The organism is Chitinophaga varians (genome assembly GCF_014529945.1).
In the GTDB taxonomy this organism is placed as follows: domain Bacteria; phylum Bacteroidota; class Bacteroidia; order Chitinophagales; family Chitinophagaceae; genus Chitinophaga; species Chitinophaga varians.
This window is the reverse complement of sequence record NZ_JACVFB010000007.1, coordinates 443,496-467,716: the sequence shown is the minus strand read 5'-3', so window position 1 is coordinate 467,716 and position 24,221 is coordinate 443,496. Positions and strand designations below refer to the sequence as shown.

General features: G+C 51.9%; 23 protein-coding genes. 12 read left to right on the top strand and 11 right to left on the bottom strand.

The window, feature by feature from the left end:
* Position 1: 1 nt before the first annotated feature.
* The gene (locus ICL55_RS30620; RefSeq protein ID WP_246496725.1) at positions 2 to 1,594 is read right to left on the bottom strand and encodes a sensor histidine kinase; all 1,593 of its coding nucleotides are present in this window, start codon (positions 1,592 to 1,594) and stop codon (positions 2 to 4) included.
* A gap of 163 nt (positions 1,595 to 1,757) precedes the next feature.
* Between ICL55_RS30620 and ICL55_RS30615 the strand changes: the two genes are divergently transcribed.
* Together ICL55_RS30615 and ICL55_RS30610 are read left to right on the top strand one after the other, a co-directional pair.
* A complete protein-coding gene (locus ICL55_RS30615) occupies positions 1,758 to 2,153 on the top strand; it encodes a hypothetical protein (protein WP_188104924.1) in 396 nt (131 codons plus the stop codon).
* Positions 2,154 to 2,164: 11 nt separating this feature from the next.
* Entirely contained in the window at positions 2,165 to 2,998 is an 834-nt protein-coding gene (locus ICL55_RS30610) for a universal stress protein (RefSeq protein WP_188104922.1), read from the top strand.
* Between the two features lie 6 nt (positions 2,999 to 3,004).
* Here the strand turns inward: ICL55_RS30610 and ICL55_RS30605 are convergent, their stop codons facing one another.
* Complete coding sequence (locus ICL55_RS30605; RefSeq protein WP_188104919.1) at positions 3,005 to 4,426, bottom strand: MFS transporter; 1,422 nt, start codon at positions 4,424 to 4,426, stop codon at positions 3,005 to 3,007.
* An 84-nt stretch (positions 4,427 to 4,510) separates the two neighbouring features.
* On the opposite strand from ICL55_RS30605, the gene ICL55_RS30600 reads away from it, so the two are divergent.
* Both ICL55_RS30600 and ICL55_RS30595 read left to right on the top strand, forming a co-directional pair.
* The gene (locus tag ICL55_RS30600; protein ID WP_188104916.1) at positions 4,511 to 4,915 is read left to right on the top strand and encodes a winged helix-turn-helix transcriptional regulator; all 405 of its coding nucleotides are present in this window, start codon (positions 4,511 to 4,513) and stop codon (positions 4,913 to 4,915) included.
* The gene (locus ICL55_RS30595) at positions 4,902 to 5,726 is read left to right on the top strand and encodes a sigma-70 family RNA polymerase sigma factor (protein ID WP_188104914.1); all 825 of its coding nucleotides are present in this window, start codon (positions 4,902 to 4,904) and stop codon (positions 5,724 to 5,726) included. Before ICL55_RS30600 ends, ICL55_RS30595 begins: the two co-directional genes overlap by 14 nt.
* On the opposite strand, the gene ICL55_RS30590 is transcribed toward ICL55_RS30595, so the two are convergent.
* Together ICL55_RS30590 and ICL55_RS30585 are read right to left on the bottom strand one after the other, a co-directional pair.
* Positions 5,723 to 6,343, bottom strand: coding sequence for a hypothetical protein (locus tag ICL55_RS30590; RefSeq protein ID WP_188104912.1), 621 nt, complete (start codon positions 6,341 to 6,343; stop codon positions 5,723 to 5,725). The two genes, ICL55_RS30595 and ICL55_RS30590, sit on opposite strands and share 4 nt — an antisense overlap.
* Before the next feature lie 102 nt (positions 6,344 to 6,445).
* Positions 6,446 to 7,960: a DNA polymerase/3'-5' exonuclease PolX gene (locus ICL55_RS30585; protein ID WP_188104910.1), complete on the bottom strand. Its 1,515-nt coding sequence runs from the start codon at positions 7,958 to 7,960 to the stop codon at positions 6,446 to 6,448.
* A 156-nt stretch (positions 7,961 to 8,116) separates the two neighbouring features.
* Between ICL55_RS30585 and ICL55_RS30580 the strand changes: the two genes are divergently transcribed.
* From ICL55_RS30580 to ICL55_RS30570, 3 genes are read left to right on the top strand one after another with little or no spacing between them, the layout of a single operon-like run.
* Positions 8,117 to 9,148 carry a hypothetical protein gene (locus tag ICL55_RS30580; RefSeq protein WP_188104908.1) on the top strand — a complete coding sequence of 344 codons (1,032 nt, stop codon included), beginning with the start codon at positions 8,117 to 8,119 and terminating at the stop codon, positions 9,146 to 9,148.
* Between the two features lie 2 nt (positions 9,149 to 9,150).
* The gene (locus ICL55_RS30575) at positions 9,151 to 9,870 is read left to right on the top strand and encodes a polysaccharide deacetylase family protein (protein WP_188104906.1); all 720 of its coding nucleotides are present in this window, start codon (positions 9,151 to 9,153) and stop codon (positions 9,868 to 9,870) included.
* A 9-nt stretch (positions 9,871 to 9,879) separates the two neighbouring features.
* Positions 9,880 to 10,890 (top strand): zinc-dependent alcohol dehydrogenase family protein, encoded by a 1,011-nt coding sequence (locus ICL55_RS30570; protein ID WP_188104904.1) that lies wholly within the window; start codon positions 9,880 to 9,882, stop codon positions 10,888 to 10,890.
* A gap of 9 nt (positions 10,891 to 10,899) precedes the next feature.
* Here ICL55_RS30570 and ICL55_RS30565 read toward each other — a convergent pair whose 3' ends face one another.
* Both ICL55_RS30565 and ICL55_RS30560 read right to left on the bottom strand, forming a co-directional pair.
* Entirely contained in the window at positions 10,900 to 11,352 is a 453-nt protein-coding gene (locus tag ICL55_RS30565; RefSeq protein WP_188104902.1) for a hypothetical protein, read from the bottom strand.
* Between the two features lie 86 nt (positions 11,353 to 11,438).
* Positions 11,439 to 12,329: an AraC family transcriptional regulator gene (locus tag ICL55_RS30560; protein ID WP_188104900.1), complete on the bottom strand. Its 891-nt coding sequence runs from the start codon at positions 12,327 to 12,329 to the stop codon at positions 11,439 to 11,441.
* A gap of 198 nt (positions 12,330 to 12,527) precedes the next feature.
* Here ICL55_RS30560 and ICL55_RS30555 point away from each other — a divergent pair, with 198 nt between their 5' ends.
* The 5 genes from ICL55_RS30555 (at position 12,528) to ICL55_RS30535 (ending at position 18,292) form a co-directional block, all read left to right on the top strand.
* Positions 12,528 to 13,442 (top strand): dihydrodipicolinate synthase family protein, encoded by a 915-nt coding sequence (locus ICL55_RS30555; RefSeq protein ID WP_188104898.1) that lies wholly within the window; start codon positions 12,528 to 12,530, stop codon positions 13,440 to 13,442.
* A 9-nt stretch (positions 13,443 to 13,451) separates the two neighbouring features.
* Positions 13,452 to 14,876, top strand: coding sequence for an aldehyde dehydrogenase (NADP(+)) (locus ICL55_RS30550; RefSeq protein WP_188104896.1), 1,425 nt, complete (start codon positions 13,452 to 13,454; stop codon positions 14,874 to 14,876).
* Positions 14,877 to 14,919: 43 nt separating this feature from the next.
* Positions 14,920 to 15,921, top strand: coding sequence for a 4-hydroxyproline epimerase (locus ICL55_RS30545; protein ID WP_188104894.1), 1,002 nt, complete (start codon positions 14,920 to 14,922; stop codon positions 15,919 to 15,921).
* An 8-nt stretch (positions 15,922 to 15,929) separates the two neighbouring features.
* Positions 15,930 to 17,180 carry an NAD(P)/FAD-dependent oxidoreductase gene (locus tag ICL55_RS30540; protein ID WP_188104892.1) on the top strand — a complete coding sequence of 417 codons (1,251 nt, stop codon included), beginning with the start codon at positions 15,930 to 15,932 and terminating at the stop codon, positions 17,178 to 17,180.
* A 371-nt stretch (positions 17,181 to 17,551) separates the two neighbouring features.
* A complete protein-coding gene (locus ICL55_RS30535) occupies positions 17,552 to 18,292 on the top strand; it encodes an FkbM family methyltransferase (protein WP_246496722.1) in 741 nt (246 codons plus the stop codon).
* On the opposite strand, the gene ICL55_RS30530 is transcribed toward ICL55_RS30535, so the two are convergent.
* Genes ICL55_RS30530 through ICL55_RS30510 form a run of 5 tightly spaced genes read right to left on the bottom strand, consistent with a single transcriptional unit; the run spans position 18,243 to position 24,213 of the window.
* Positions 18,243 to 19,517: a WcaI family glycosyltransferase gene (locus ICL55_RS30530; protein WP_188104888.1), complete on the bottom strand. Its 1,275-nt coding sequence runs from the start codon at positions 19,515 to 19,517 to the stop codon at positions 18,243 to 18,245. The genes ICL55_RS30535 and ICL55_RS30530 overlap by 50 nt on opposite strands.
* Positions 19,507 to 20,904: an undecaprenyl-phosphate glucose phosphotransferase gene (locus ICL55_RS30525; RefSeq protein ID WP_188104885.1), complete on the bottom strand. Its 1,398-nt coding sequence runs from the start codon at positions 20,902 to 20,904 to the stop codon at positions 19,507 to 19,509. Before ICL55_RS30525 ends, ICL55_RS30530 begins: the two co-directional genes overlap by 11 nt.
* A 42-nt stretch (positions 20,905 to 20,946) precedes the next feature.
* Positions 20,947 to 21,687: an FkbM family methyltransferase gene (locus tag ICL55_RS30520; protein WP_188104883.1), complete on the bottom strand. Its 741-nt coding sequence runs from the start codon at positions 21,685 to 21,687 to the stop codon at positions 20,947 to 20,949.
* Complete coding sequence (locus tag ICL55_RS30515) at positions 21,671 to 22,786, bottom strand: glycosyltransferase family 4 protein (RefSeq protein WP_188104881.1); 1,116 nt, start codon at positions 22,784 to 22,786, stop codon at positions 21,671 to 21,673. Before ICL55_RS30515 ends, ICL55_RS30520 begins: the two co-directional genes overlap by 17 nt.
* Before the next feature lie 5 nt (positions 22,787 to 22,791).
* On the bottom strand, positions 22,792 to 24,213 hold the full coding sequence (locus ICL55_RS30510; RefSeq protein ID WP_188104879.1) for an O-antigen ligase family protein: 1,422 nt from the start codon (positions 24,211 to 24,213) through the stop codon (positions 22,792 to 22,794).
* Positions 24,214 to 24,221 lie beyond the last annotated feature (8 nt).

Genomic DNA, 24,221 nt, shown 5'->3' with positions numbered 1-24,221 from the left:
CTTACGGAATATTTATAGGATCAGCAGGGAAAGTAATGGTGAATACGGTGCCTTTGCCTAGCTCGCTGGCACAGGAGATAGCGCCGTTCATCAGTTCACTGTATTTCTGTACAATATGCAGACCAAGGCCGGTGCCCTGGATATTGCTTACGTTGGTGCCCCGGTAAAAACGCTCGTAGAGATGTTGCTGGTCGTCCTGCGACATCCCGATGCCATAGTCTTTGATCATCAGGGTAAACAGGTTGTCTTCCATGCGGGTGTACATCTCGATGGTGCTGTCGGCAGCAGAGAATTTAATAGCGTTGCCCAGCAGGTTCATAGCGATATGCCGGAGCAACGAAGTGTCGAGCCAGCAAACATCTCCACCGGTATGCTCATACCGGATGGTTTGTTTTTCCCGGATGATGCCCTGCATTTCCTGTATAATGGTCTGGAAATAATCTTTGATCTGAAACATGGAATACCGTGCCTGTAGCTTGCCTTCCTCGATTTTGCCGACAGACAGGAAATCGTTGAGCGTGTCGGTCAGAAAGCTGACGGCATTCACGATGCGCTGAATATGTTTGTTGCGCACCGGTTGCTCGCTTTCTGCGGCATAGTGTTTTACCAGGAAAGCGGACGACAGGATGGTACTCAGCGGTGTACGGAATTCGTGAGAGGCCATAGACACAAAGCGGGACTTGAGATCGCCCAGTTCCTTTTCCTTGCTGAGTGCAATGGTCAGCTCTTCTTTGGAGGCTTCGAGGTCGGCCAGCGCTTTTACCAGCTGCTGGGTACGTTCTTCCACCATGCTTTCCAGCTCGTTATTCAGTCGCTCGATACGTTCTTCCGCTTTTTTTCTTTCTGTGATATTGCTGATATAAGCGATCACAAAATGTCCTTCTTCATTGGAATAGTGACTCAGGCTGATTTCCACGGGAAACTCAGAGCCATCGCGGCGAACGGCGAAGAGGTCTAGACCGATGCCCATCGGCCTGCTTTGCGGGGAGGCATTGTATCTTTCGCGGTGACCAATATGTTTCTGATGCAGGCGGCGCGGGATCAGCTTCTCCACTTTCTGGCCTGTCAGCTCTTCCCGCCGGTAATCGAACTGGGAGAGGGCGAAGTCATTGATCAGCGTAATGTCACCGTCCTGATTGGCCACAATGATACCGATGCTGGCATAGTTGAATAACGCGCCAAACCGCTGTAGTTCCTTGCTGAGCTGGAGTTTATAGCGACGGTCAGACTGGCTGTCGGTGATCCGGAAGAAGCAGTACTGTTCATTTTTGTGTTTCAGCACCATTTCTTCGTAAAGACTGGTGTAGGTTTCCCCTTGTATGTTTTTCCATTGTCTTTCCTGCAACAGTGGCTCGTCGGGAGAGAAGGCAGCACCCTGTACGGCTTTACCGGTGCCCAGTTTATTTTGTTCCAGTAACACTTCCAGCGTAGGAAAATCGTCGGAGCCCAACATCCGGATACCGGTTTCATTGATGTATTTCAATCGCCCGGAGGCCATTTCCCTGACGGCCACCAGCCCCGGGGTGCGTTCCATGACGGCCGCGAAAATACTGAGCTGCAAGTCGATATCCAGATCGCTGACATGTAAATTCATGATCGATGAGTCTTAATATATAAAAACACAATTGGCGGAAAGTTAAGGATTTATGCGGTCGCAGCAAAGCATATGACTATTGTCAGCCTTTGTCCTGACTGATCTCATTGGCAAAAAAAACGCGTCATCGTAGTATTGTATCAGCATTTTAAAGCTATGGGTTATGCAGATTTATATTAGTGAAGAAGCGATTATTGCCGACGTCCAGGAACGGTTTCACCGCCAGTATCCCAGGTTGAAGCTGGAGTTTTTCCACAAGTCAGCATTGCCGGGGGAATGCTGTGACGAGAAAGAGAAGTTTGCCGCTAATACACCGATAGAGAAAATCAGGATCCTGCACAGCTTCGGCTGGCTGGACATCAGCCATTACCGCACCGCATTGGCGGTAGAACATGACCTGACATCCCTTTTTGGCCTGCACGGACATATATTTCATAAGGCCGGGGATATCTGGTTACAAACCACCACTACCGGACACCTGACGCTGGAGGAACTAAATGCCGGAGACGTTGAAAAAGCCACTGCCTTCCGGTTACCCGAAGAACCTGAAAAAGAATAATCTCCCATATCATGGAAAAAATATTATTTGTAACAGATGCTGTATGCATGAGCAAAAGTTGTCTTGACTTCGCTTGTTATCTGGGAAACCTTACCCATTCCCGGGTGACCGGCGTATTCCTGGAGAACCAGGAGATGGAGCTGCGTTCTGTGGAAGACATCCGTGAAAAAGGCGTGACAGAAGCGGTGCCCGGGGCACCTATTGCACAACAGAAGGAACTGTACCGGGATGAAAATATCAAACGTTTCATCAGTCACTGTGAGCTCAACGGGGTAGCCAGTGCCGTGCACCAACATGCTGGCATGCCGCTGAAGGCCGTATTGAAAGAAAGCAGGTATGCCGATCTGCTGGTGGTGGATGCTGCCACCTCTTTTTCCTGGCGGCCGGAAACCACACCGACCTCGTTTGTCAGGGATATACTGGAACAGGCGGAATGTCCGGTGATCATCGCTCCGCCGAAATTTGACGGGGTAGACGAAATTATTTTTACCTACAACGGCAGCAACGCCTGTATGTATGCCATGCGACAGTTTACCTACCTGCTGCCGCAGCTGTCCTGCCACAAAGCCACCGTGCTCAGTGTTACGCCTAAAGATCAACCTGCCAAAGGCGACATGGAGAAGCTGAAGGAATGGTTACATACACACTATCCTGACGGCTCCCTGATCGTGCTGGAAGATGACTTCGTACAGGCGCGACTGTTAGAATATCTTTTTGAAAAAGAAAAAGTAATGATCGTGATGGGCGCGTTTGGCAGAAATATGTTGTCCAACCTGCTGGTGCCTAACCCCATGAAACCGGTACTGAAGCTGATTAGTCAGCCCGTGTTTATCACCCATCACTGATATCTATTAATGTATAGCCATTTCCGTTATGGTCTGCTGCCCTTCGGGCAGGATATACAGGAAGATGCTTACCAGCGCCAGAAACCCGATATTGACGCCGGTAGCGATCTGGTACGCGTGCAGGTACACAGACAGGGAAGGGGCGTCGCCCAACAGGCTGAAGAAGATACCGCCGGTAACGCCAATACCCAACGCCACGGCTGTTTGCTGGAAAGTAGAGAACGTGCCGGAGGCCGCACCCGCAAAATGCACAGGAATACTTTTCAGGGCCATGGTTAGCAACGATGGCAATACAGACCCACAGCCGGTACCATAAAAGAAGAGCGTTGCCAGCAACACCGGCCTGGGCATATGGTCAGCACGGAAAAATACCAGGTGCATCAGCAGCGATATCATCATGATCAGTACACCGCCCTGCAATACCCGCTTACCATAACGCTTTACCAACGGAATAGATAACAGTGACGCCACTACGTAGCCTACGCCCTGAAACACAAAGAGAATGCCTGTTTCAGCGGAACTATATCCCAGTCCCGTTTGCATGAATATAGCATTGATGAGGAAATAGGAGTCCTGCACCATAAAATAGAACAAGACGGCACAAAGCCCGATGTTAAAATCTTTATAGGAAAACAGCCGGATATTGATCAGCGGGTTTTGTTGCGTGGCCAGCTTACGCTGCTGGTCGTAGCCGAAAAGCAGCAGTGCCGCTATCGCTCCGGTGAGCGACAAGATACTCCACCACGGCCAGCCCAACTCACGGCCACGGATCAACGGATATACCAGGGCAAAGAGCGCAACGGTAAGCAACGCCACACCACTGATATCGAAACGGCCTTCGCGGTGCTGCGCGGTATCGTTGAGGTAACGGCCGGCCAGCGCCGCCGCTGCCAGCCCCAGTGGCAGATTGATCAGAAACAACAACCGCCAGCCTTCCACGATCCAATGCACATCGGGCAACAGCCCGCCCAGGAACTGCCCGATAACGGAAGCGGAACCGGCAATGCTACCGTAAATACCCAGCGCCTTGATCCTTTCTTTATGTTCGGGGAATAAGACATGTATGTAACTGATGCCCTGCGGTATCATGAAAGCGGCACTGGTGCCCTGAATGAACCGGGCGGCATTCAGCTGCCACGCTGTTTGCGCCAGGCCGCACAGCAGAGAGCTGAAGGTAAACAACAACATGGACACGATAAATACCCTTTTCCTGCCGTAATGATCGCCCAGCCGCCCACCGGTGATCAGGAACGCTGCATATCCCAGCAGATACAGCGCAATGATCAGCTGCATATCCGATTCACTGCCCTGCACACCCCGACGGATGGACGGCAGCGCCACATTCACAATAAAAATATCGATGACGGCCAAAAATACCGAGGTAGATACGATCAGGAGCGATAACCATTTCAATTGTAGTCTGTTCATAATGTCCGATTTGTTAACTTTATCGCTGCCAAAGTTGAGGCGGACAGTGAATTGTAACAAGTAGTTTAAAGATTAATACCTGGTATGAAAAAAAATACTATTGATGATAGTCAGTTAGATACGCAGTTGGAGAAAGGTGTATGGGAGGAAGAAAATAACTGTGCCATGACAAAGGCCATGAAGGTGATCGGTGGAAAATGGAAGCTGCTGCTGCTGAACGCCATCCGCAAGGGATGTCCCCTGCGCTTCGGTGAGCTGCGCAAAAAAATGAAGGGTATCACACATGCCACGCTCACGATGCAACTACGCGAACTGGAACGCGACGGCATCATCGAAAGGAAAGTATATGCTGAAACACCACCCCGGGTGGAATATAAACTCACGGCCATCGGTATAAAGCTGGTGCCTACTATTCAGGCGCTGTGCGACTGGGGTGAGGAGTACCATGCGTTGCAGGGACCTAAAAGCTGTTCGCATGAAGGAATTTGAACGGCATAAGCCCACCCTGTTTGCGGTCGCTTATAAGATGACCAAAAACGCCATGGATGCGGAAGATATCCTGCACGATGTATTCCTGGCGTATTCCCGGCAAGACGCGACCAACATCGCACATCCGGAAAACTACCTCGTCAGGGCAGTGATGCACCGCTGCCTCTCGCTGCTGGAAGCCCGTAAAAAGACCGTATATCCCGGCATCGATCTGCCTTCTCCGATTTTTCAGGAGCGTTTTTCGTATATGCATGACAGCGATATTTCCTTTGCGCTGTTGATTTTGTTACAGACACTGAATCCGTTGGAGCGGGCGGTATTTATCCTGCGGGAAACGTTGAGTTATGGATATGAAGAAATAGCCACCGTCCTTGCGTTGGAGCAGGACCACTGCCGGCAGCTGTTTCACCGTGCCAAAGAAAAAATTGCGGCAGGTAAGATGCGTCACACCGCCGCGGGCGAACAACAGGCTGCCCTGTTCCAGGCGTTTCTGGAGGCATGTAGCAGTGGAGACATGGCCCGGCTGATGACTTATCTGAAAGAAGACATCACCATTTATTCTGACGGCGGCGGAAAAGCTGCGGCCGCGCGGGTGCCGCTGGTGGGCCCTACGGCAGCAGCAGCTTTCCTGTTGGGGTTATACGCCAAACAAAGTACAAGGCTTACTTACAGCATCGCTCCGGTCAACGGGGCACCGGGCGTCATCTGTTACGATGCCAGCGGCGCGGTGGATACTATCCTGCTCGTGTCTATGGACGAAGAAGGCGTGCATACGGTGTATCTGGTGCGTAACCCTGATAAACTCCGTTAACCGCCAACAGACTGCCGGATAAACTGCTCATTGGCCGCTGGCATATGCCGCCAGCGGAAACCGTTGGTGAAGCCGGTGATGATCAATACTGCCGCCAGCAACCCGGTAACGGCAATAGCCCCGGACCAGCGCCGCGAACCGGTTTTGATATAGTGAATGGCCGCCACGTGCAGTGAAATAGCGGATACCGCCAGCAGGTAATACGGTATAAAAAAGAAGGTGGCCGGATATATGTTCAGCCCCGCAGCGGCGAAATAGAAATTGGTATCGAGCCCCCGTGAACGGCCATATAATACCGCTCCCACATGAAACAACAAAAAGAACGAAAGGTATAGGCCGGAATACACCTGTATTTTCTCCGCCAGGGAGCTTCGTTTCCGCGTGAAAATCAACAACAGCCCCGTTATTACCTGAAACGCCACCGCCGCCAGTAATATGGTTTCTGCCACCGGATGCCGGTATACGGTACGAAAGGCCTGCATCACCGTGATATGCGCGTTTGCTCCCATGAGAGAAGCCAGCTGGTTAAAGAGATGAAATCCAATGAATACAGCCAGGGTAATGCCTGACCAATAATGCCCCGCTTTAGTGTAAAGGGCGGTGGTACGTTTAGTCATAAAAAATCCATTTCATCAGGGACAGCGGAAGTGGACTTTTTGTGACAGGTCAGGTAAAATATTTTTTTATCATCTCCCGAAGGGAAAAAATAGCCAATGGGGTTATTGTTGGGCCAGCCGCTGTTTGGCGGCTTTAAATGCTTCAACGTCATTCCAGCTCCACGTATTAAGAATATCTCTTTTGCTGCAGGCCCCACGTCGGGCCATCGATACGCCCAGTTTCATAAAGTCAAAATGCGAAAGCGTACGGGCGTCACTGTTAATGACCAGTGTTACGCCCCTGGAGATCGCCTGATGTATCAGTGCGTCATTCAGGTCCAGCCGGTTAGGACGGGAATTGATTTCCAGCGCGGTGCCGGTCCGCGCGGCGGCTTCAAATACGGCGTTCCAGTCCGCCGGATAGGGAGGCCTCATACCAATCATCCTGCCGCTGGGGTGTCCGATGCAATGAACAGCGGGATGCTCGCAGGCCCTGATCAGCCGGTCGGTATTGTCCCGGGCAAAATCGGTATGGATAGAAGCGACGACCCAGTCAGCCTGTAGCAGGATATCGTTGGCCAATTCAGGTGCTCCGTTTTCCAGAATATCTGTTTCCAGGCCCTTTTTTATGTAGTCAAACCCCATCAGGGCATTGATACGGTCTATTTCTTCGGCCTGCCTGAATAAATCTTCCGGCGGCAATACATGGTTGGGTCGTTTACCGGAAACATGATCGGTGATCACGATGTACTGGTAATGAGGAAAAGTATGCGATAAGTATCTGGCAATAGCGGCGATGCTTTCTGTGCCATCGCTCCAGTCGGTATGGATCTGCATATCTCCTTTCAGTTGGTTGAAGGTGACCAGCGAAGGTATCTGATAGAAAGCAGCATAGGTCTTTTCTTCATAACCTTCCCGCAGCTCCGGATCGAGGTAACCAATGCCCAGGTGCCGGAAGATATCTGTTTCCTGTTCACCGGCCACATATTCGCCGGATTGACTGTCGGTCAGCCCCAGGGGGCCGAAACGGAGACCTTTATCGCCGGCCAGTTTTTCGAGATATTGGTTGTAGGGTACCGAACCGGTATAGTATAATAAACTGGCGCCGTAATGTTTGCGGGTGGCCAGCCGGATGTCTGCCTGTAGCTGATTGCGGAGGACTACGCAAAAATGATGCGGGCCGGTGGCGACGATGCTCTCTGTCTGCGGCATCCGGGAAATTTTATACAGTAGTTTCCTTCTGTCGGCTTCGGTGGCCTGGATCAAAATATCGATATCACCGACGGTATCTTTACACCGTCGCAGGCTGCCGGTGAGCGCCACTTTTTCCACCTCGGGAAACTGCGCAAAGATGCGCAGTAATTCCTGTCCGGCAACACGCGCGTCCCACAAAGGGATGCGGGTGTCGTCGGTCTTATATAGCTTAAAAGCCCGTTTGATATTTTTGATTTGTACGGCGGTGATGCCCTGCACTGTTTCCAGCAGCCCGTTGCTGATAGCAGCCACCAGTTCCCGGATACTGTTGACGTTCAGCGTTTCCTGTATCGCCTGTACTTCTCCGGCAGTAATATCTTTCACATGGCCAAGAGGAGCCAGCGAAGCAGGAATAGCCGGACTGTTTTTTCCACGACGTTTCATATGCCCCGGTTTTTTTGATACTGCTAATGTAGCACGATTCAACCGCCCGGGACATGACTGATGTTAACCAGGATGCTGATTATCGTCAGGATAACATACAACTGATTGCCGTCAGAATTTGTTATGAGTTCGGATCATCTTAAATAACATATCCTCATGAAGCAGGCAGGGAAATGGCTGGCGGGTATACTGGCGTTGATGATACTGGTATGGGTGCTGTTGAAATACTTTCGTCGCCCACCGGAAGAACATCCGGTTACAAAAGAAGAAACAACCGTCGCTCCGAACAAGCCGGAGCGCGTCGGCGCAGCGTTGGATACGGCAGCCTATCAACAAAAAATGCTTGGCTTGCTGCATGACTCTGTCACCACTGCCTGGCCGTATCAGCGGGACTATCCGCTGCCCGGCGCTTTGCTGCCTTTTCATCGGATCGTAGCGTATTATGGAAATTTTTATACCCCCCGGCTGGGCGTGCTGGGCACGGTACCGGTAGATACCATGCTGGCGCAGCTGGCTGCCACCGCCGCCATGTGGGAGGCGGCAGATTCATCTACCCCGGTGCTGCCGGCTTTTCATTACATCGCGGTTACTGCGCAACGTAATCCCGGCAAGGATAATAAATACCGGATGCGCATGCCGGCGTCGGCGATCAACAATGCACTGGAAATCGCTGCCCGCGCACATGCGCTCGTTTTTCTGGATATACAGCCGGGGCACAGCACCCTGCAGGAGGAACTGCCGCTGCTGGAAAAATACCTGCTGCGGCCGGAAGTGCATCTGGGCATAGACCCTGAGTACTCCATGAAACATGGGCAGGCTCCCTGCTCCGTCATCGGCACCATGGACGCGGAAGATATCAACTACGCCAGTTCCTGGCTGGCAGCGCTGGTGAAGCAACACCAGCTGCCGCCTAAAATACTGGTGGTGCACCGCTTCACGCAGGGGATGGTCACCAACTACAAAAATATCCGCCTGCGTCCGGAAGTACAGCTGGTGATGGACATGGATGGCTTTGGCGGCGTGGCGAAGAAAAAAAATACGTACCGCACCTGGATCTCTCACCAGCCGGTGCAGTTCACCGGTTTTAAATTGTTTTATCAGGTAGATATCACTACCGGTGGCCACCTGATGGGGCCCGATGAAGTGCTGGCCCTGTTTCCCCGTCCGATTTATATTCAATATCAATAACCATGAAACGGCTCATTGTCTTTTGGTGCTGCTGCCTGTCGCTGACCACCACCGCTCAGCAGCTGCCGGTATTGTGCTACCACAATATCACCACAGCGGGGCAGCATAAGAACGATTTGTTGCATATTGACCGCAGTCAGTTTGAACGACAGCTGAAAACGCTTTCCGACAGCGGCTACTATACCATCCTGCCGGACGAGCTGGTAGCCCTGATGCAGCAGCATAAACCATTTCCACCGCATGCCTGTATCATCACTTTCGATGATTCCCATGACGTGCATTATTCGATAGCGGCGCCGCTGTTACAGCACTACCATTTTAAAGGCGTGTTTTTTGTGATGACGGTTACCTTAAACAAACCACATTATCTGTCGGTCGCCAATGTGAAAGCGCTGGCTGATGCAGGGCATGTGGTGGCCAGCCATACCTGGGACCATCCTTTCCCGACCGGATACAGGGACTGGAACAAGGAGCTGGTGGCGCCGCGGCAGCAGCTGGAGAAAATCACCGGCCGGCCGGTATGGTATTTCGCGTATCCTTTTGGTGCCTATAACGACAGCATCATCGCGCACGTGAAGCAGGCGGGGTACAAAGCGGCCTTTCAGCTCAACCGCCTGCCGGCAGCAGGGAAGGAGCTATATACGCTTCGGCGCCTGATGGTCGACGGCCGCTGGTCCGGAGCACAACTGCTGCACGAAATGGCCCTGTATGGTACACAATAAATGTTTTGTATGATAAACGACATCCCTTCCACCATGCGCGCCATGGTCATGGAGAAAAAAGGACAGCCGCTGACGCTGCAAACAGTGCCGGTACCCATGCCTGCAGCGGGACAGGTATTGATAAAAGTGATTGCCTGCGGTGTATGCAGGACTGACCTGCATATCATCGACGGGGAACTGCCGTCGCCATCTTTGCCGTTGATACCGGGGCATGAGATCGTGGGAGAAGTGGCAGCGGTGGGAGAAGGGGTTACCTCCCTGTCAACCGGAGAAAAGGTGGGCGTGCCGTGGCTGGCTTACACCTGCGGGCATTGCAAATACTGCTCCATAGACCAGGAGAACCTGTGTGAGCATGCGCTCTTTACAGGGTACAGCGTTAATGGTGGTTATGCTGATTATGTATTGGCGCTGGCAGCTTACTGTCTGCATATACCAGAGAATTATGTTCATCCCGGCGGAGCGCCGCTGATGTGCGCCGGCCTGATCGGGTACCGTTCCTGGCGGATGTTGCCGGAGCATGCGCAGCACATCGGACTGTATGGTTTTGGAGCGGCCGCGCATATTCTGGTGCAGATAGCGCAGTATCATTACAAATCTGTTTATGCTTTCACCCGACCGGAGGATAAAGCAGGGGAGAGTTTTGCGCTGAAGATGGGCGCCGCCTGGGCCGGCAGTTCGCTCGATGCGCCGCCGGTATTGCTGGACGCGGCCATCATTTTTGCGCCGGATGGTTCCCTGGTGCCGCAGGCACTTTCGCAGGTCGACAAAGGTGGTGTGGTGGTATGCGGCGGTATTCACATGAGCGACATACCCGGATTCCCATACCGTCTGTTGTGGGAAGAGCGCTCTATCCATTCCGTCGCCAATCTCACGCGTAAAGACGGTGAGTTGCTGATGGAGGTCATTCAGCATGTGCCGATAGCCACCATTGTACAAACCTATCCGCTGGAGCAGGCCAATGAAGCACTGCGGGCGTTGCGGCAGGGGGAGATAAAAGGGGCTGCTGTGCTGGTAATGTAAGATGGACGTTTATGTCAGCAGGGTGGTGGGAGCAGTGTTGTTTTCTGTTGGCGGCTCGTCCTGCAGTTGATGATTGTCACCCGGCAGTTGTTTTTTAATTTTTTCTTTGAGATGATGCACCCGTTGTTGTAGTTCGTGAAAGTCTTTTTCCACGGATGTTTTAAAGGACTCCCATTTGTCGTCTGCCACTTTTGTCTCTTCTTTTACTTGCTGTCGCAGTTTAGCTTCATGTTTTTTGATGGAAGCCTTCTCTTTTTTATAGTCTGCTACCGCGTCTTTTTTCAGGCGGGCGGCGTCATTTTCCATTTTTTCCTGCTCCCGGTCTAATGAGTCCAGGCCTGCCCTGGTGCTTTCCTTAAGGTGCCGTATCGCTGTGGCGGCCTTACTTTCCTGTTGCTGCGCTTGTAGGGAGGCAGGGACAAATGTCAGCGGAAGCAGGAGTAATAACTGTAGTACGCGCATGGGGGTTGTCGTTTGCGGGGTGATGCAAAATCGTTGTACCTTATTAACAGGTACGGGGGCGTGAATGTTATAAAGGCAGAGACAGGTTATTGACCTGTTTTCTCCACATGCTGAAAATAGCTGTTGAGATATTCACTGGGAGATTTACCCGTAACAGATTTAAATACCCGGTTGAAATTGGTGATGCTGTTGAACCCACTGGTATAAGCTACAGTAGCAATATTATCATAATTTCCGTCCGTTAGTTTTTTGCAGGCTTCATTGATACGTACTTCGTTGAGAAAAGATACAAAGGTGTGCAGTGTATGTTTTTTAAAGAAGCGGCAGAAAGCATGTGGTGTCATGTGTACCTGACTGGCAGCGTCTTCCAGCGTGATAGGGTGTTCGTAGTTGTGCATGATGTAATTGTAGATGTTCCCGATGCGGATACCATCATGGTCGCTCACGGTGACCTTTTTATTAACTGCGGCCAGCGGGCTAATATCCGGGTATCCGGAGAGTAAGCGGAGCAGTTCCACAAAGTGCATCAGTTGTTCGGGCCCGTTGCTGTTGGCGATACGGAGCATCTGCGCCGATATGTCGGGCGTTTGCAGGGAAGGCACCTTAAATCCGCATTGCTGCTGCTGTACGAAGTTTTTCAGCGGCTTCATTTCCGGTAGGTTGAACAATGCCGACAGGTTGCCGTCGGGGTTAAAGAAGATGACCAGCGCCATGATTTTCTTGCGGCTTCTGGGGGCAAAGTAGGAAGGGTCGCTTTTGAAGATATGGGGCTGGTTGGCGCCCAGCCAGAAGATATCATTGGGGCGGAAAGCATGCATGTTGTTATCAGCCACGAGAGTACCTTCGCCCTGCTGTATCCACGTCAGCTGTACTTCCTGGTGCCGGTGCAGATGCGGATAAAAATAAGGCAGCACATCTCTTTGTACAATGATGGTTTTATCGAGAGGCACGGGTACGGTAAACTGTAAGACTTTCATAAATATTGCCGGTTATGCTTGGATGCGTCAATATTACGAATATTAACCGTATTGTAACCTTCAGTGATGGGAACTGGTTAAAAAACGGTAAGGTATCTCTGTTTTTTTAAAAACTGGTTAATATCGGGTTATAATTGATTACAATCGGGAAAGCCAACTGCGGGTGTCCTGAATACTTTTGGGAAAAAAAAGAATATCATGTCTATCGAATGGAAAGGCGTATTTCCCGCCATCACAACCAAATTCACTGCAGCCGACGAACTGGACCTGCCTTTGTTTGAGAAAAACCTCCAGGCCCAGCTGGCAGCTGGTATTGATGGTATTATCCTGGGTGGCTCGCTGGGCGAAGCCAGCACGCTGACGACCGCTGAAAAGGAGACCCTGACCAGGTTCACCGTGGAGAAAGTGGCGGGTAAAATACCGGTGGTGGTCAATATCGCTGAAGGGGCTACCCGCGACGCCGTGCAACAGGCCGCGCTGGTGAAGAAATGGGGCGCTTCCGGTATTATGCTGCTGCCGCCTATGCGTTATAAAAGCGATGAACGGGAAACAGCTACCTGGTTCAAAACCGTGGCTGCCTCTACTGACCTGCCGGTAATGGTATATAACAACCCTGTTGATTATAAGATAGAAGTCACCCTGGACATCTTCGACCAGTTACAGGAACTGCCTAATATCCAGGCGGTAAAAGAATCTACCCGCGACGTGTCCAACGTTACCCGTATGATCAACCGCTTTGGTGATCGTTTTAAAATATTGTGCGGCCTCGATACGTTAGCACTGGAAGAAATGGTGTTGGGCGCTCATGGCTGGGTAGGCGGACTGGTAGATGCTTTCCCTGCGGAGACAGTGGCCATATACCGGTTGATAAAAGCAGGCCGCGTACAGGAGGCGGTGGAAATTTATCGTTGGTTCCTGCCACTGCTGGAGCTGGACCTGTATCCTAAACTGGTACAATTTATTAAATTGGCAGAAGCAGAAGTAGGACTGGGCAGCGAATATGTGCGTGCACCACGCCTGGTACTGGAAGGTGCAGAAAGAGAAAGAGTGCTGCAGGTAATTCGCACTGCCGTAGCCAACCGTCCGGTTTTGCCTGATTACCTGTCTTTATAATATTCACCTATGCAGATAGATCAGATTATGCAGCAGGCTGCCACAGCCTATGACCAATACAAAAAGATCGCACCGTTGCAGCGGGCTGCTTTCCTTGAAACCATCGGGGCGGAGATCACCGCGCGACGGGAAGCACTGGTGAAGGTAGCAGGAGAGGAGACGAACCTGCCTATGGCCAGGCTGAACGGAGAAATAGTACGTACCACTACACAGCTGCAGAAGTTTGCCGATCTTATCAAAGAAGGCAGCTGGGTAGAAGCCGTGATAGATACTACGCCCAATATCCGTCGGATGTTGGTGCCGGTTGGGCCGGTAGTGGTTTTCGGTGCCAGTAATTTCCCTTTTGCTTTCTCCACCGCCGGCGGTGATACCGCCAGCGCGCTGGCGGCCGGCGCTACGGTGGTGGTAAAAGGTCACCCTGCGCACCCACGCACGTCCCTGTTAATGTTTGAAGCCATACAGGCTGCGATGGTACAGAGCGGTATGCCCGCGTATACCGTGCAGCATGTTACCGGCGACTATCATACCGGCAAAGCGCTGGTCGTTCATCCCTATACCACAGGCGTGGGCTTTACCGGTTCTCTGCAGGGCGGTAAAGCTCTCTGCGCCTACGCGGCGGAAAGGGAAGTGCCCATCCCCGTTTTCGCAGAGATGAGCAGCGTGAACCCGGTCGTGTTCCTGCCACAGGCGCTGGAAACACGTGGCGCTGAACTGGCAGAGACTTTTGCCGCTTCTATCACGCTGGGGGCCGGACAGTTTTGCACCAATCCCGGTTTGCTGATAGGGCTGGAAAGCCCCGCCTTCACCGCCTTTCAGCAGCAGCTGGGTGCGGCATTGGAAAAAACGGCGCCACAGAAAATGTTGCATCCCGGCATCCACAGCGCTTTCCTGGATGGACGCAGCCGTATGCTGGCCAATCAGGAGGTGACCTTGTCACCCGCGCCGGTACTGGATTTCGATGCCAGCACCGTACGACCTTCCCTGGCCACCACCTCCGGTGTGGCCATACTGGCTAACCCGGCACTGAAAGAAGAGGTGTTTGGCCCACATGCACTGTTGATAGCCTGTAAAGACAAAGCAGAACTGCTGGCGGTACTCAGCAGCCTCAAAGGCCAGCTGACCACCAGCGTGATGGCCACGGAAGAAGATCTCACACAATGGCAGGAAGTAATCGACATACAAGTTACACTGGCCGGCCGTATCATCCTGAACGGCGCCCCTACCGGGGTAGAGGTATGTGCTGCCATGGTACATGGCGGTCCCTTTCCGGCCACCTCTGATGCTCGCTTCACCTCCGTCGGTACTGCCGCTATCCGGCGCTGGGTAAGGCCCGTATGCTTCCAGCAGTTTCCGGACACGCTGCTGCCTGATGAACTCAAAGATGCCAACCCGCGCGGTATCTGGCGACTGACCGATAACCAGTATAGCCGATAACGTTAGGCCTGCGCCATTTTATTAACCAACAAACACATCCACCGTGAAGCATACATTTTTTTGCATCGATGCACATACCTGCGGTAATCCGGTAAGGCTGGTGGCCGGCGGCGGCCCCATCCTGAAGGGCAGCAATATGAGCGAAAAAAGAGACCACTTTCTCCGGGAATTCGACTGGATCCGGAAAGGCCTGATGTTTGAACCCCGCGGGCACGACATGATGAGCGGTAGTATCCTCTATCCACCGCATGATCCGGCCAATGACGTGGCTGTGCTCTTCATCGAAACCAGCGGATGCCTGCCCATGTGCGGCCATGGCACCATCGGTACCATCACCATCGCCATCGAAGAAGGACTGATCAACCCGAAGACACCTGGCAGGGTGAGAATGGAAACACCCGCCGGACTGGTCGAAGTAAAATATCAACAGCAGGGTAACAAAGTGAAAAGCGTAAAGCTCACCAACGTACCGTCGTATCTGGCTGCTACCGGTATTATCGTAGACTGCCCCGATCTGGGACCACTCACCGTGGATGTAGCTTATGGCGGCAACTTCTACGCCATCGTGGATGTACAGGAACGTTTCCCCGGACTGGAACATTTCACGGCCTCCCAACTCATCGGCTGGGCCCGGGAATTACGCAGACGGATAAACGAAAACCGCAGCTTCGTACATCCCGACAATCCGAATATCAATGGCTGTTCCCACGTATTGTGGACCGGCGCAGTATTGGACTCCACTTCTACCGCACGTAATGCTGTGTTCTACGGCGACAAGGCTATCGACCGCTCTCCCTGTGGTACTGGTACCTCCGCCCGCATGGCGCAGTGGTACGCCAAAGGCAAACTCAAAAGCGGCGATGCCTTTGTACATGAAAGTATCATCGGCTCCCGCTTCACCGGCAGGATAGAGGAGGAAACCACCATCGGCGGTATGCCGGCTATCCGCCCCAGCATCGAAGGATGGGCGAGGGTATATGGATACAATACTATTTCTATCGATCCGGAAGACGATCCTTATGCTTACGGATTACAGGTAATCTGATACAGACTATGAAAGTAATCATCATCGGCGGCGGTATTATCGGACTGGGCAGCGCCTACTACCTGCAACAGGCAGGCTACAGCGTCACTGTGGTAGACCGGTCAGATATGTCGCAGGGCTGCTCTTACGGCAATGCCGGCTACATCTGCCCCAGCCACTTCGTGCCGCTGGCCACGCCGGGCATCGTACGGCAGGGGCTCAAATGGATGCTGAACGCGTCCAGCCCTTTTTATATCCAGCCGTCGCTCAACCGTGACCTGGTCAACTGGGGCCTGAAGTTTATGAAAAGCGCCACCCGTCAACATGTGGAGCGTTCCGCCGCACCGCTGCGTGATATCGCGCTGCTCAGTAAACAACTGTATGAGTCGTGGACTTCTGTGCCAGGCCTTGATTTCGCCTATGCGCCGATCGGCATGATGGAATTATTCCAGACAGAAAAGAATGCTCATCACGCACATGAAACAGTGAAAGAAGCGGCAGCACTGGGTATCGATGCCCGCGTGTTAAGCAAAGCAGAACTTTTGCAGATGGAACCGGATATGAAACTGGAAGCTTTGGGTGCCGTGTATTTTCCCGGTGACTCCCAGTTGTCTCCCAATCTGCTGATGCGTAGTATGCAGACGTATCTGGAAAAACAAGGCGTACAGTTTATCCGCCATCAGGAAGTGACGGGATTTGCTGCGTCGGGCAACCGGATCACCAGCGTGCGTACCACCACTGCCACGCTCGAGGCCGATCATGTGGTGTTGGCCGCCGGTGTATGGAGCGCTGCGCTCGCCAGAGAGCTGGGGCTCAATATCCCCATGGTGGGCGGCAGGGGCTATTCTGTTACGTTTGAAAATACGCCATTCAAAGTACATCATTCCATCATCCTCAGTGAAGCCAGGGTAGCTATTTCTCCCCTGGATGGTCATAAAGTCCGTTTCGGAGGGACCATGGAAATCACCCCGTTGCATACACCTCCGCGGATGCGGCGCGTGCAGGGTATCTTCGATTCGGTGAAAAGGTATTTCCCTGACTTTGATATGGCTGTTCCACCGGCAGACCAGGTATGGTACGGCTACAGGCCTTGCAGTGCCGATGGTCTGCCTTATATCGGCAATTTATCCCGATACCCTAATATAACAGTCGCTACAGGTCACTCCATGCTGGGAATCAGCCTGGGGGCGGCTACCGGGAAACTGGTGGCTGAACTTGTAGCCGGTCAGTCAACATCGATGGACCTCCAGCCTTTCCACCCTGAAAGGTTTGAGCGGTGAAAGCCCGCATAAAATGAAACAACAGGAAAAAAAGCCTTTAAACTACCCCGTTTAAAGGCTTTTTCCTTTATCTGGATATCTTCTTTATTGAACGCTGTTATCTTATCAGGAATCCTCATTAAACGAACCTGCACAACATCATAGCCCGGGGCTTCAGCCCTGGGGACCCGGGGATCCGAGATTGAACAAAATGAATGAATGTTTGTCGTTATTAAGAGCGTATCTTCATGATGTATTAATGACTGCATCCTTTTACCCTTTAATACCGGAAACATATGCACAGAATTGGTCGTGCCTGCAAGCAGTTGTTTGTTTTTTTATTTGTTAGAAAATTGTTTTATCCCCTACACCTCATCGTTTATAAAACCAGCATGTTGGGATTGGGAATCAAGAACCACGAAAACGAACGCGTTTCGGGGGAACGGGCTTTTATCCGCTACCTGAAGCGGCGGGGCATGCTTTCTTCCGGCGTGGTTTTCGATATCGGCGCCAATGTGGGCAACTATTCCGAAATGCTGCGCAGATATGAGGTGCGGCTGCCTATCTATGCGTTTGAACCGCATCCGGTTGCTTATCAGAAACTGAAGGCTACCGCGTTGAAATATGATTTTATACCGGTATGGATGGCAGCCGGTGATCAGGAAGCGGAAACAGTAATGTACGATTACTCCGGCGCGGGTGGCTCTGAACATGCGAGCATGTACCGGGAAGTAATTGAAACGCTGCATGATGGCGTGGCTGAAGCGGTGTCGATTACGCAGACAACGCTCGATGAATATGTACAATCCCATGGCATCGATGAAATAGCGCTACTGAAGATAGACACGGAGGGACACGAGCTGCCCGTCCTGAAAGGAGCCCGCCAGTGTATTTCCGGCGGAATGGTAAAGGTGATACAAATAGAATTTAATGAGATGAATGTGATCTCCCGCACATTTTTTAAAGATATCATTGATCTGTTGCCGGGATATCATTTTTACAGGTTGTTACCTGACGGCCTGCAACCCCTGGGTAAATATAACCCCGCCCACTATGAAATTTTCTCCTTCCAGAACATTGTTGCTATACGGGCTGCTGCGCCTGTAGAATTTCCCGTTCAAAACGTTCCATGATATGGTCGATAGCCAGCTGCTCCTGCGCATACCTGCGCGCGTTGGCTGAGATGTCACAGGTCCCACCCTGTAAAGCCCCCTCGATGGCCTGGCTTAAAGCGTTGGCGTCATCTGCTATAACAGAAATGCCTATACGGTGTTGATTAATCAGTTGATACAGTCCTGAGCCTTCGTTGGCCGTAACGATGGGTACTCCGCCTACAGCCAGAATGGTGGTGAGTTTGGAGGGCATCACCAGATCGCTCGCCTGGCCCCGCTGTATCACCAGGTGTAGGTCGGCCATGTTCAGAAACTGGTTGAAATGCGACGCTGGCTGTAACGGCAGGAAGGTAACCTGCGGCAGCTGCCATTCAGCGGCAAGGGCTTCCAGCCGCTGCCGATAGGGGCCGTTACCACAAATCACAAAACGGATATCGGGGTGATGCTGTAGCTGTCGTGCTGCCACCAGTACGTTTTCCAGTCCCTGCTTTTCTCCCAGCGCACCGGAATACAAAATTACTTTGTGATTGGCGGAGAAACCGAATCGTTCTTTCAGGGCAGCACGATTATCCAGTGGAAAGTATCGGTCCACGTCTACCCAGTTGGGGAAGAGCTGTACTTCGCGGGAGGCCTTCGTGGCGATACTGCTCACCATCTGCGGGGAAATGGATGATATCACGTCTGCCCGCCGCAGGATATATTTTTCCAGCCGGAACATCTGTTGCAGCAGCCAGGAAGAACGCAGCATACCCAGGTTGCTGGCGGCTTCTATCTGCATGTCCTGAATATGGTAAATGAAACGGGTACGCCGCAGTGACTTGTAACCGGCGGCCAGCAACCCCAGATGAAAGGACGGAGCGATGGTGATCACTACGTCAAAGCGTCGTTGCAGTAACAGATGCAGCATTTTTCCGGAGGCAGCGAGGCTGAAGGAGAAGTCCTGTAGTACTCTTTTGCCGCCTGATGGTAAAGCCGGCACATAGTGCGGGCACCGGTATACCTTCACCGGTTTACTCCCGGCGGGGATGGTTTCCCGGGAGAAAAGGAATTTTTTGGGACGGTAAGAGGCACTGATTTTCCATTCCGGATAATAGGGATAGGTAGTCAGCACGGTACAGTCGTATCCTTTGGCCGCCAGCCAATTGATCAGTTCTCCATTATATTTGCCGGTACCATTAGGCTCCGGTGCATAGTTGCAGCTGATAAGCAAGACACGCTTGCCGGCAATATTGTTTTTAGAAAGCATTTTTATCTCCTTTAATCAGGTTAACGATTGTCTGGAATATGATCTGAAAATCGAGCCAGCAGCTGTAGTTTTCAATATACCAGATATCCAGATTGATACGCTGTTGCTGCCAGTCGAGCCGTTCGTTTTCACCGCGGCAGCCATTGACCTGTGCCCAGCCGGTGATACCGGGTTTTACAAGATGACGCAGCATATAATGCTGCACGGTTTTCTGCAGCTCCAGATGCATGGGGGTTACATGCGGCCGTGGGCCCACGAAGGACATGTCTCCTTTCAGCACGTTAAAAAATTGCGGTAGTTCATCCAGACTGGTGTGCCGCAGGAGTTTGCCGATCCGCGTTACGCGGGGATCGTTGCGGGTAGTCAGCCGGTAGGTGCCGTCACTGTTCCATTCACTGTTGATCTTCATGGTCCTGAACTTGTAAATGGTCAGCTTTTTATTTTTCAGTCCCCATCTTTCCTGCTTGTAGATCACCGGGCCGGGCGACGAGATTTTTACGAGCAGCGCGATCAGTATAAACAGCCAGGAAAAGGTGATCAGCAGAAAGAGGGTAAAGCAGATATCGAACAACCGCTTGAACTGCTGATTGCCGGCATGGTCCAGTGGGGAGGAGCGGATGGTGATCACCGGAAAAGCGCCGAACAGGCTCATACTCACAGTAGAGCTGCAGTGCTGATAACAACTGGCGATGATTTTTACCCGCTTGGCAGCTTTCTCACTGGCCACAATGATACTTTCTGTTTCTTCACGGCTGCTTTCAGGAATGGCCAGCACCACATCATCGATCTCATGGTTTTCCAGAATATGTCCGAGTGAAGAGAGCGGTCCCAGATATTTCCCATTGATCGCCTGGTTGGGCGTGTTGTCTACAAAACCTACGCACTGATAACCGAAATGATCGTTGGTAGCGATGGTGTTGTGAAAATTCATGGCGGTTTCTCCTGCTCCTACGATCAGTATATTTTTCATGTTGTAACCTTTCATCCTGATACGCAGGAAGAGTTTTTTGATCAGGATTTTGGAAACCATCATACCGATGAATATATAAGCGCTGTAGATGCCTATAAAAGCTCTGGGGGAGTGGAAGAGTTTAAAGAAGTAAAAAAGCGTAAAGGTAAGGATACAAATGTGCAACAACAGTGTTTTGATGATCGCCATAAACTCATAGGAGAAAGGGCGGGAGCGGAAATCATCATACAGGTGAAGGTAAAGTCCGGTGGCCACCCACGTGATCATGCTGATGCACCATACGGGGATGCTCGCCGGATGGAAGGTGACGTGTTGGGAGAGGCTGAGCGTCTCCTGAGCCGTCACGTAGGCCATGGTGAGTACGAGGCAGTCAACGAGTTGCCTGAGTAGTAGCGGTACATTAAGCGCGGTTTTCATAATCACAAATTCATACTGTTAGCTAATCACATACGGGAGTTTTCAACGTTCATTTTGTCTTTGGTACAACAGGTCCATTTGCAGGATCTGAAGATTGTCTGACTGAAGGAATCCGACTGGTGCGATAAAGTCAAATCCGAGCGATTTTACAAAATGATGCATCTCATCGAAAAGGGGTTCTCCGGTGTACATGGGGATGAAAGAGGTTTCAAACAACAGGTAATCTATCTGCCGGAGCGTGGCAGTGGCGCCGCGCAGCACTTCCTGTTCGAAGCCCTGCACGTCGAGCTTTAGCAGGGTAGGGCTTCTCAGCGGCAGGTCCGACAGCTGGTCCAGTTGTTTTACGGGTACCACCATCCTGCGGGTACGTGCAGTTTGTGGTTGCAGTTGTATTTGTTGATCAGACACCTGTAGGGCCGAGCTGGCGTGAGAATACGCGTTGCTATAGAATTCGAGGCTTCCGGTGCTGCTGCCCAGGGCAAAGTTGAAAGTCCGGATAGCGGGGATTTTCCGGGTGTGTTGTTGCAACTGGCTAAAGGTTTCCGGCACCGGTTCAAAAGAATAGATGCGGGCCTGGGGGTAACGGTGGGCCACGGCCAGTGCAAACTGGCCTTTATTGGCGCCTACGTCCAGTATGGTATGCAGCGAGCGGATATAGTGGCTGCAATTATGGACCAGTTGTGTGGAGGCGATGGATGCGCCTCCCTGAAGGAAGGCTCCGGGCCCCCTTCCCGACCGGATCATGACTCTGGCGGCATCCGCCATTTTAAACAGAATATTCATGTTCTGAAAATTTATGGTTCCAGCAATGATGATAAAAACGAATAGTTTCTGCGATGGTTTTTTTCCAGGAAAACAGGCTGGCGCGCTGATACCCTTTCTGAACGATCTGTTGCCGGAAGGGGTCTGACTCCAGCAGGCGGATGCTGGCGGCAAAGGCTTCGGCATGTGGCGTGGCGGTCAGTAGTCCGGCGTCGCCCACTACTTCAGGCACAGACGTACGGTTACAGCCTACTACGGGGCATCCCGCTTTCATGGCTTCTCCCGGCGGAAACCCGAAACCCTCGTAAATAGAAGGATACAGCAAACAGAAAGCCCTGTTGTACAGGTAGTTCAACTCCTGGTTGCTGGCTACGGTCAACTGCTGATGACGGCCTGGTATGCGTTGTTGCAGCAGTCCCGCTTCAGCTTTGCTCAGCGGCCCTCCGCCGATGGTCAGCAGTTGATATTCTTTGGGCAGCAATGCGAGCGTATCTACGGCAGCGCCGAAATTTTTGTAATGGTTACGGCCACCCACATAGAGCACAAAAGGCCGCTGCGTGAGCCGCGCCGACAGCCCCGGTGGGGGGGACAGCACATGCGGGAAAAAATCGTCGCTGATGCCATGATGTATGACCGTTATTTTAGCCGGATCTGTCTGCGGATAAAAATGCAGCAGCTCCTGCCGCGTACTGTCGGAAATACAGATGATGCCGTCTGCTTTACGGATGCCGTAAGCTTTCTGCCGGATGTTGACCAGCCCGCGCGGAAAAGGGCTGGACAGTTTCCGCTCATGGGCGAAATCATGTACGGTGAGTATGTTCAGCACATCTTTTTGTGGCGACACGCGCAGGTAACCACCGTGGAAAACGGCGCCGGCGGGAAGGCGGTACCGGAGCGGCAGATAACGCAGCACTCCACGCGGCAGGATGCTCTCCCGGATACAGGGCCAATGCTGATAAGCGATCTGCTGTTCGAAAACATTGTCGGACGCTTTATTGGCATTTAGCATGTACACCGGTAACCCGCTGTGGCAGACACCTTTCAGCAGCTCCAGCCAGTAGGCGGAAACGCCACCGGCCTGTTGAATAGAAAAAACAATATTGTCCAGATATATTTTCATTGTCTTCACGTTAATAAAGGCCGATGTACCTGCTCCTCTTCCGGCACGGGCTGGCACAACATGGCCATGATGAGGAGGAACAGATCTATCTGGCTGAAAAAAAAGCATACCGCCACATACACCAGGTAGTTGCGTTGAAAAGACGGCAGTTGTCTGTCGGCCCTCGTCAGCAACCAAAAGAAAAGAAACAGCCCTATCATGCCAAACTCTGCGAGGATATAAAACCACCGCATGTTCAGGTTATGGCCGCCTACACCTTCCAGCTGCTGCATGTACCGCATCAGCCCGGAGAAATAATGTCCGGGTATAAACGTACTGTTGCCTGGGCCATAGCCGGTCCACAGCAGATATGGATGATCTCTCAGAAAATCCACCACCGGCAGCTCCATATCGCGCTGCAACGGGATGCCCAATATCTGGTTGTCCTGCTGCCAATACTGGGTGTCGTACCGGCTGAGAGACCGCTCCAGCAGCATGCGGGAGATAGGCTCGTTCCTGTTTTTCAGGTAGTACTGCATCAGTACATCTTTGGCGCTGGCAATGCTGAGGAAAATACAGATGATCACACCCAGGCTGGCCAGTGCCTTGAAACGTACCGACCGGATAGGTTTCAGTAGAATAAATACAATAGCGGCCGACAGCATGTTGATCCAGAAGGTCTGGGAAGATGTTTGTACCGCCATCAGGAATACCCAGATAGCGGACTTGTATTCGCGGTCGCGTAAAAAGAAAGGAATAGTCAGGGATATAAACGCGCAGAACACCTTGGGTTCCGCAAAGAATGCCTGGATCCTTACGCCCATAGGGCCGTTGATCTGTTCCAGCATATACCGTTGTTGCAGGCCCAGTAGCTCTCCCAGAATATCATTGTGCAACACTACCTGTACAAACAGCTGTAGAATACCTATACCGGCGGAATACAGCGCGATCTTTTTCATGGTGCGCACCAGCCCTTCAAAAGAAATGGTGTCGCGCTCCTGTAAAATGCGGGAGCCGATCGCAAAGAGCGGGAGATAGTTTTTTAAATAGAAATAGATCGGGCGGATATAAAAGGCGGTGGGACTGCCTTCCACAGAAAAAGGATTTTCATACAGCTGGCTCACCATCATCACCATCATCTGGGAAATCAACGGTAATAATAATAGCAGCATATATTCCCGCCGGATGGGCAAACGGCCGGAGAGTACCTGATGAATCTGGCTGATGGTGAGATACAGGCCAACAAAAAAAGACGCGTTGAAAGTGGGGCCAACCGCCATCAGGGTATAGGCTTCCGTCGCAAAGGCATACAACAACAGGTCAAGGATATTGATCCGCTTCCGGTTATAGGCAATCAGCAACCAGGTGGCGACTACCAAGGGCATACATTCCTTGAAGATCTCCACGAAGAGGTTACTGCTTCTTAGGTCCAGATAGGCGGTATCCATTGTTATTT

Bases quoted from the DNA above. Each gene is read 5' to 3' on its own strand.
- ICL55_RS30620 (WP_246496725.1), bottom strand. From the start codon at position 1,594: ATGAATTTACATGTCAGCGATCTGGATATCGACTTGCAGCTCAGTATT.
- ICL55_RS30615 (WP_188104924.1), top strand. From the start codon at position 1,758: ATGCAGATTTATATTAGTGAAGAAGCGATTATTGCCGACGTCCAGGAA.
- ICL55_RS30610 (WP_188104922.1), top strand. From the start codon at position 2,165: ATGGAAAAAATATTATTTGTAACAGATGCTGTATGCATGAGCAAAAGT.
- ICL55_RS30605 (WP_188104919.1), bottom strand. From the start codon at position 4,426: ATGAACAGACTACAATTGAAATGGTTATCGCTCCTGATCGTATCTACC.
- ICL55_RS30600 (WP_188104916.1), top strand. From the start codon at position 4,511: ATGAAAAAAAATACTATTGATGATAGTCAGTTAGATACGCAGTTGGAG.
- ICL55_RS30595 (WP_188104914.1), top strand. From the start codon at position 4,902: ATGAAGGAATTTGAACGGCATAAGCCCACCCTGTTTGCGGTCGCTTAT.
- ICL55_RS30590 (WP_188104912.1), bottom strand. From the start codon at position 6,343: ATGACTAAACGTACCACCGCCCTTTACACTAAAGCGGGGCATTATTGG.
- ICL55_RS30585 (WP_188104910.1), bottom strand. From the start codon at position 7,960: ATGAAACGTCGTGGAAAAAACAGTCCGGCTATTCCTGCTTCGCTGGCT.
- ICL55_RS30580 (WP_188104908.1), top strand. From the start codon at position 8,117: ATGAAGCAGGCAGGGAAATGGCTGGCGGGTATACTGGCGTTGATGATA.
- ICL55_RS30575 (WP_188104906.1), top strand. From the start codon at position 9,151: ATGAAACGGCTCATTGTCTTTTGGTGCTGCTGCCTGTCGCTGACCACC.
- ICL55_RS30570 (WP_188104904.1), top strand. From the start codon at position 9,880: ATGATAAACGACATCCCTTCCACCATGCGCGCCATGGTCATGGAGAAA.
- ICL55_RS30565 (WP_188104902.1), bottom strand. From the start codon at position 11,352: ATGCGCGTACTACAGTTATTACTCCTGCTTCCGCTGACATTTGTCCCT.
- ICL55_RS30560 (WP_188104900.1), bottom strand. From the start codon at position 12,329: ATGAAAGTCTTACAGTTTACCGTACCCGTGCCTCTCGATAAAACCATC.
- ICL55_RS30555 (WP_188104898.1), top strand. From the start codon at position 12,528: ATGTCTATCGAATGGAAAGGCGTATTTCCCGCCATCACAACCAAATTC.
- ICL55_RS30550 (WP_188104896.1), top strand. From the start codon at position 13,452: ATGCAGATAGATCAGATTATGCAGCAGGCTGCCACAGCCTATGACCAA.
- ICL55_RS30540 (WP_188104892.1), top strand. From the start codon at position 15,930: ATGAAAGTAATCATCATCGGCGGCGGTATTATCGGACTGGGCAGCGCC.
- ICL55_RS30535 (WP_246496722.1), top strand. From the start codon at position 17,552: ATGTTGGGATTGGGAATCAAGAACCACGAAAACGAACGCGTTTCGGGG.
- ICL55_RS30530 (WP_188104888.1), bottom strand. From the start codon at position 19,517: ATGCTTTCTAAAAACAATATTGCCGGCAAGCGTGTCTTGCTTATCAGC.
- ICL55_RS30525 (WP_188104885.1), bottom strand. From the start codon at position 20,904: ATGAAAACCGCGCTTAATGTACCGCTACTACTCAGGCAACTCGTTGAC.
- ICL55_RS30520 (WP_188104883.1), bottom strand. From the start codon at position 21,687: ATGAATATTCTGTTTAAAATGGCGGATGCCGCCAGAGTCATGATCCGG.
- ICL55_RS30515 (WP_188104881.1), bottom strand. From the start codon at position 22,786: ATGAAAATATATCTGGACAATATTGTTTTTTCTATTCAACAGGCCGGT.
- ICL55_RS30510 (WP_188104879.1), bottom strand. From the start codon at position 24,213: ATGGATACCGCCTATCTGGACCTAAGAAGCAGTAACCTCTTCGTGGAG.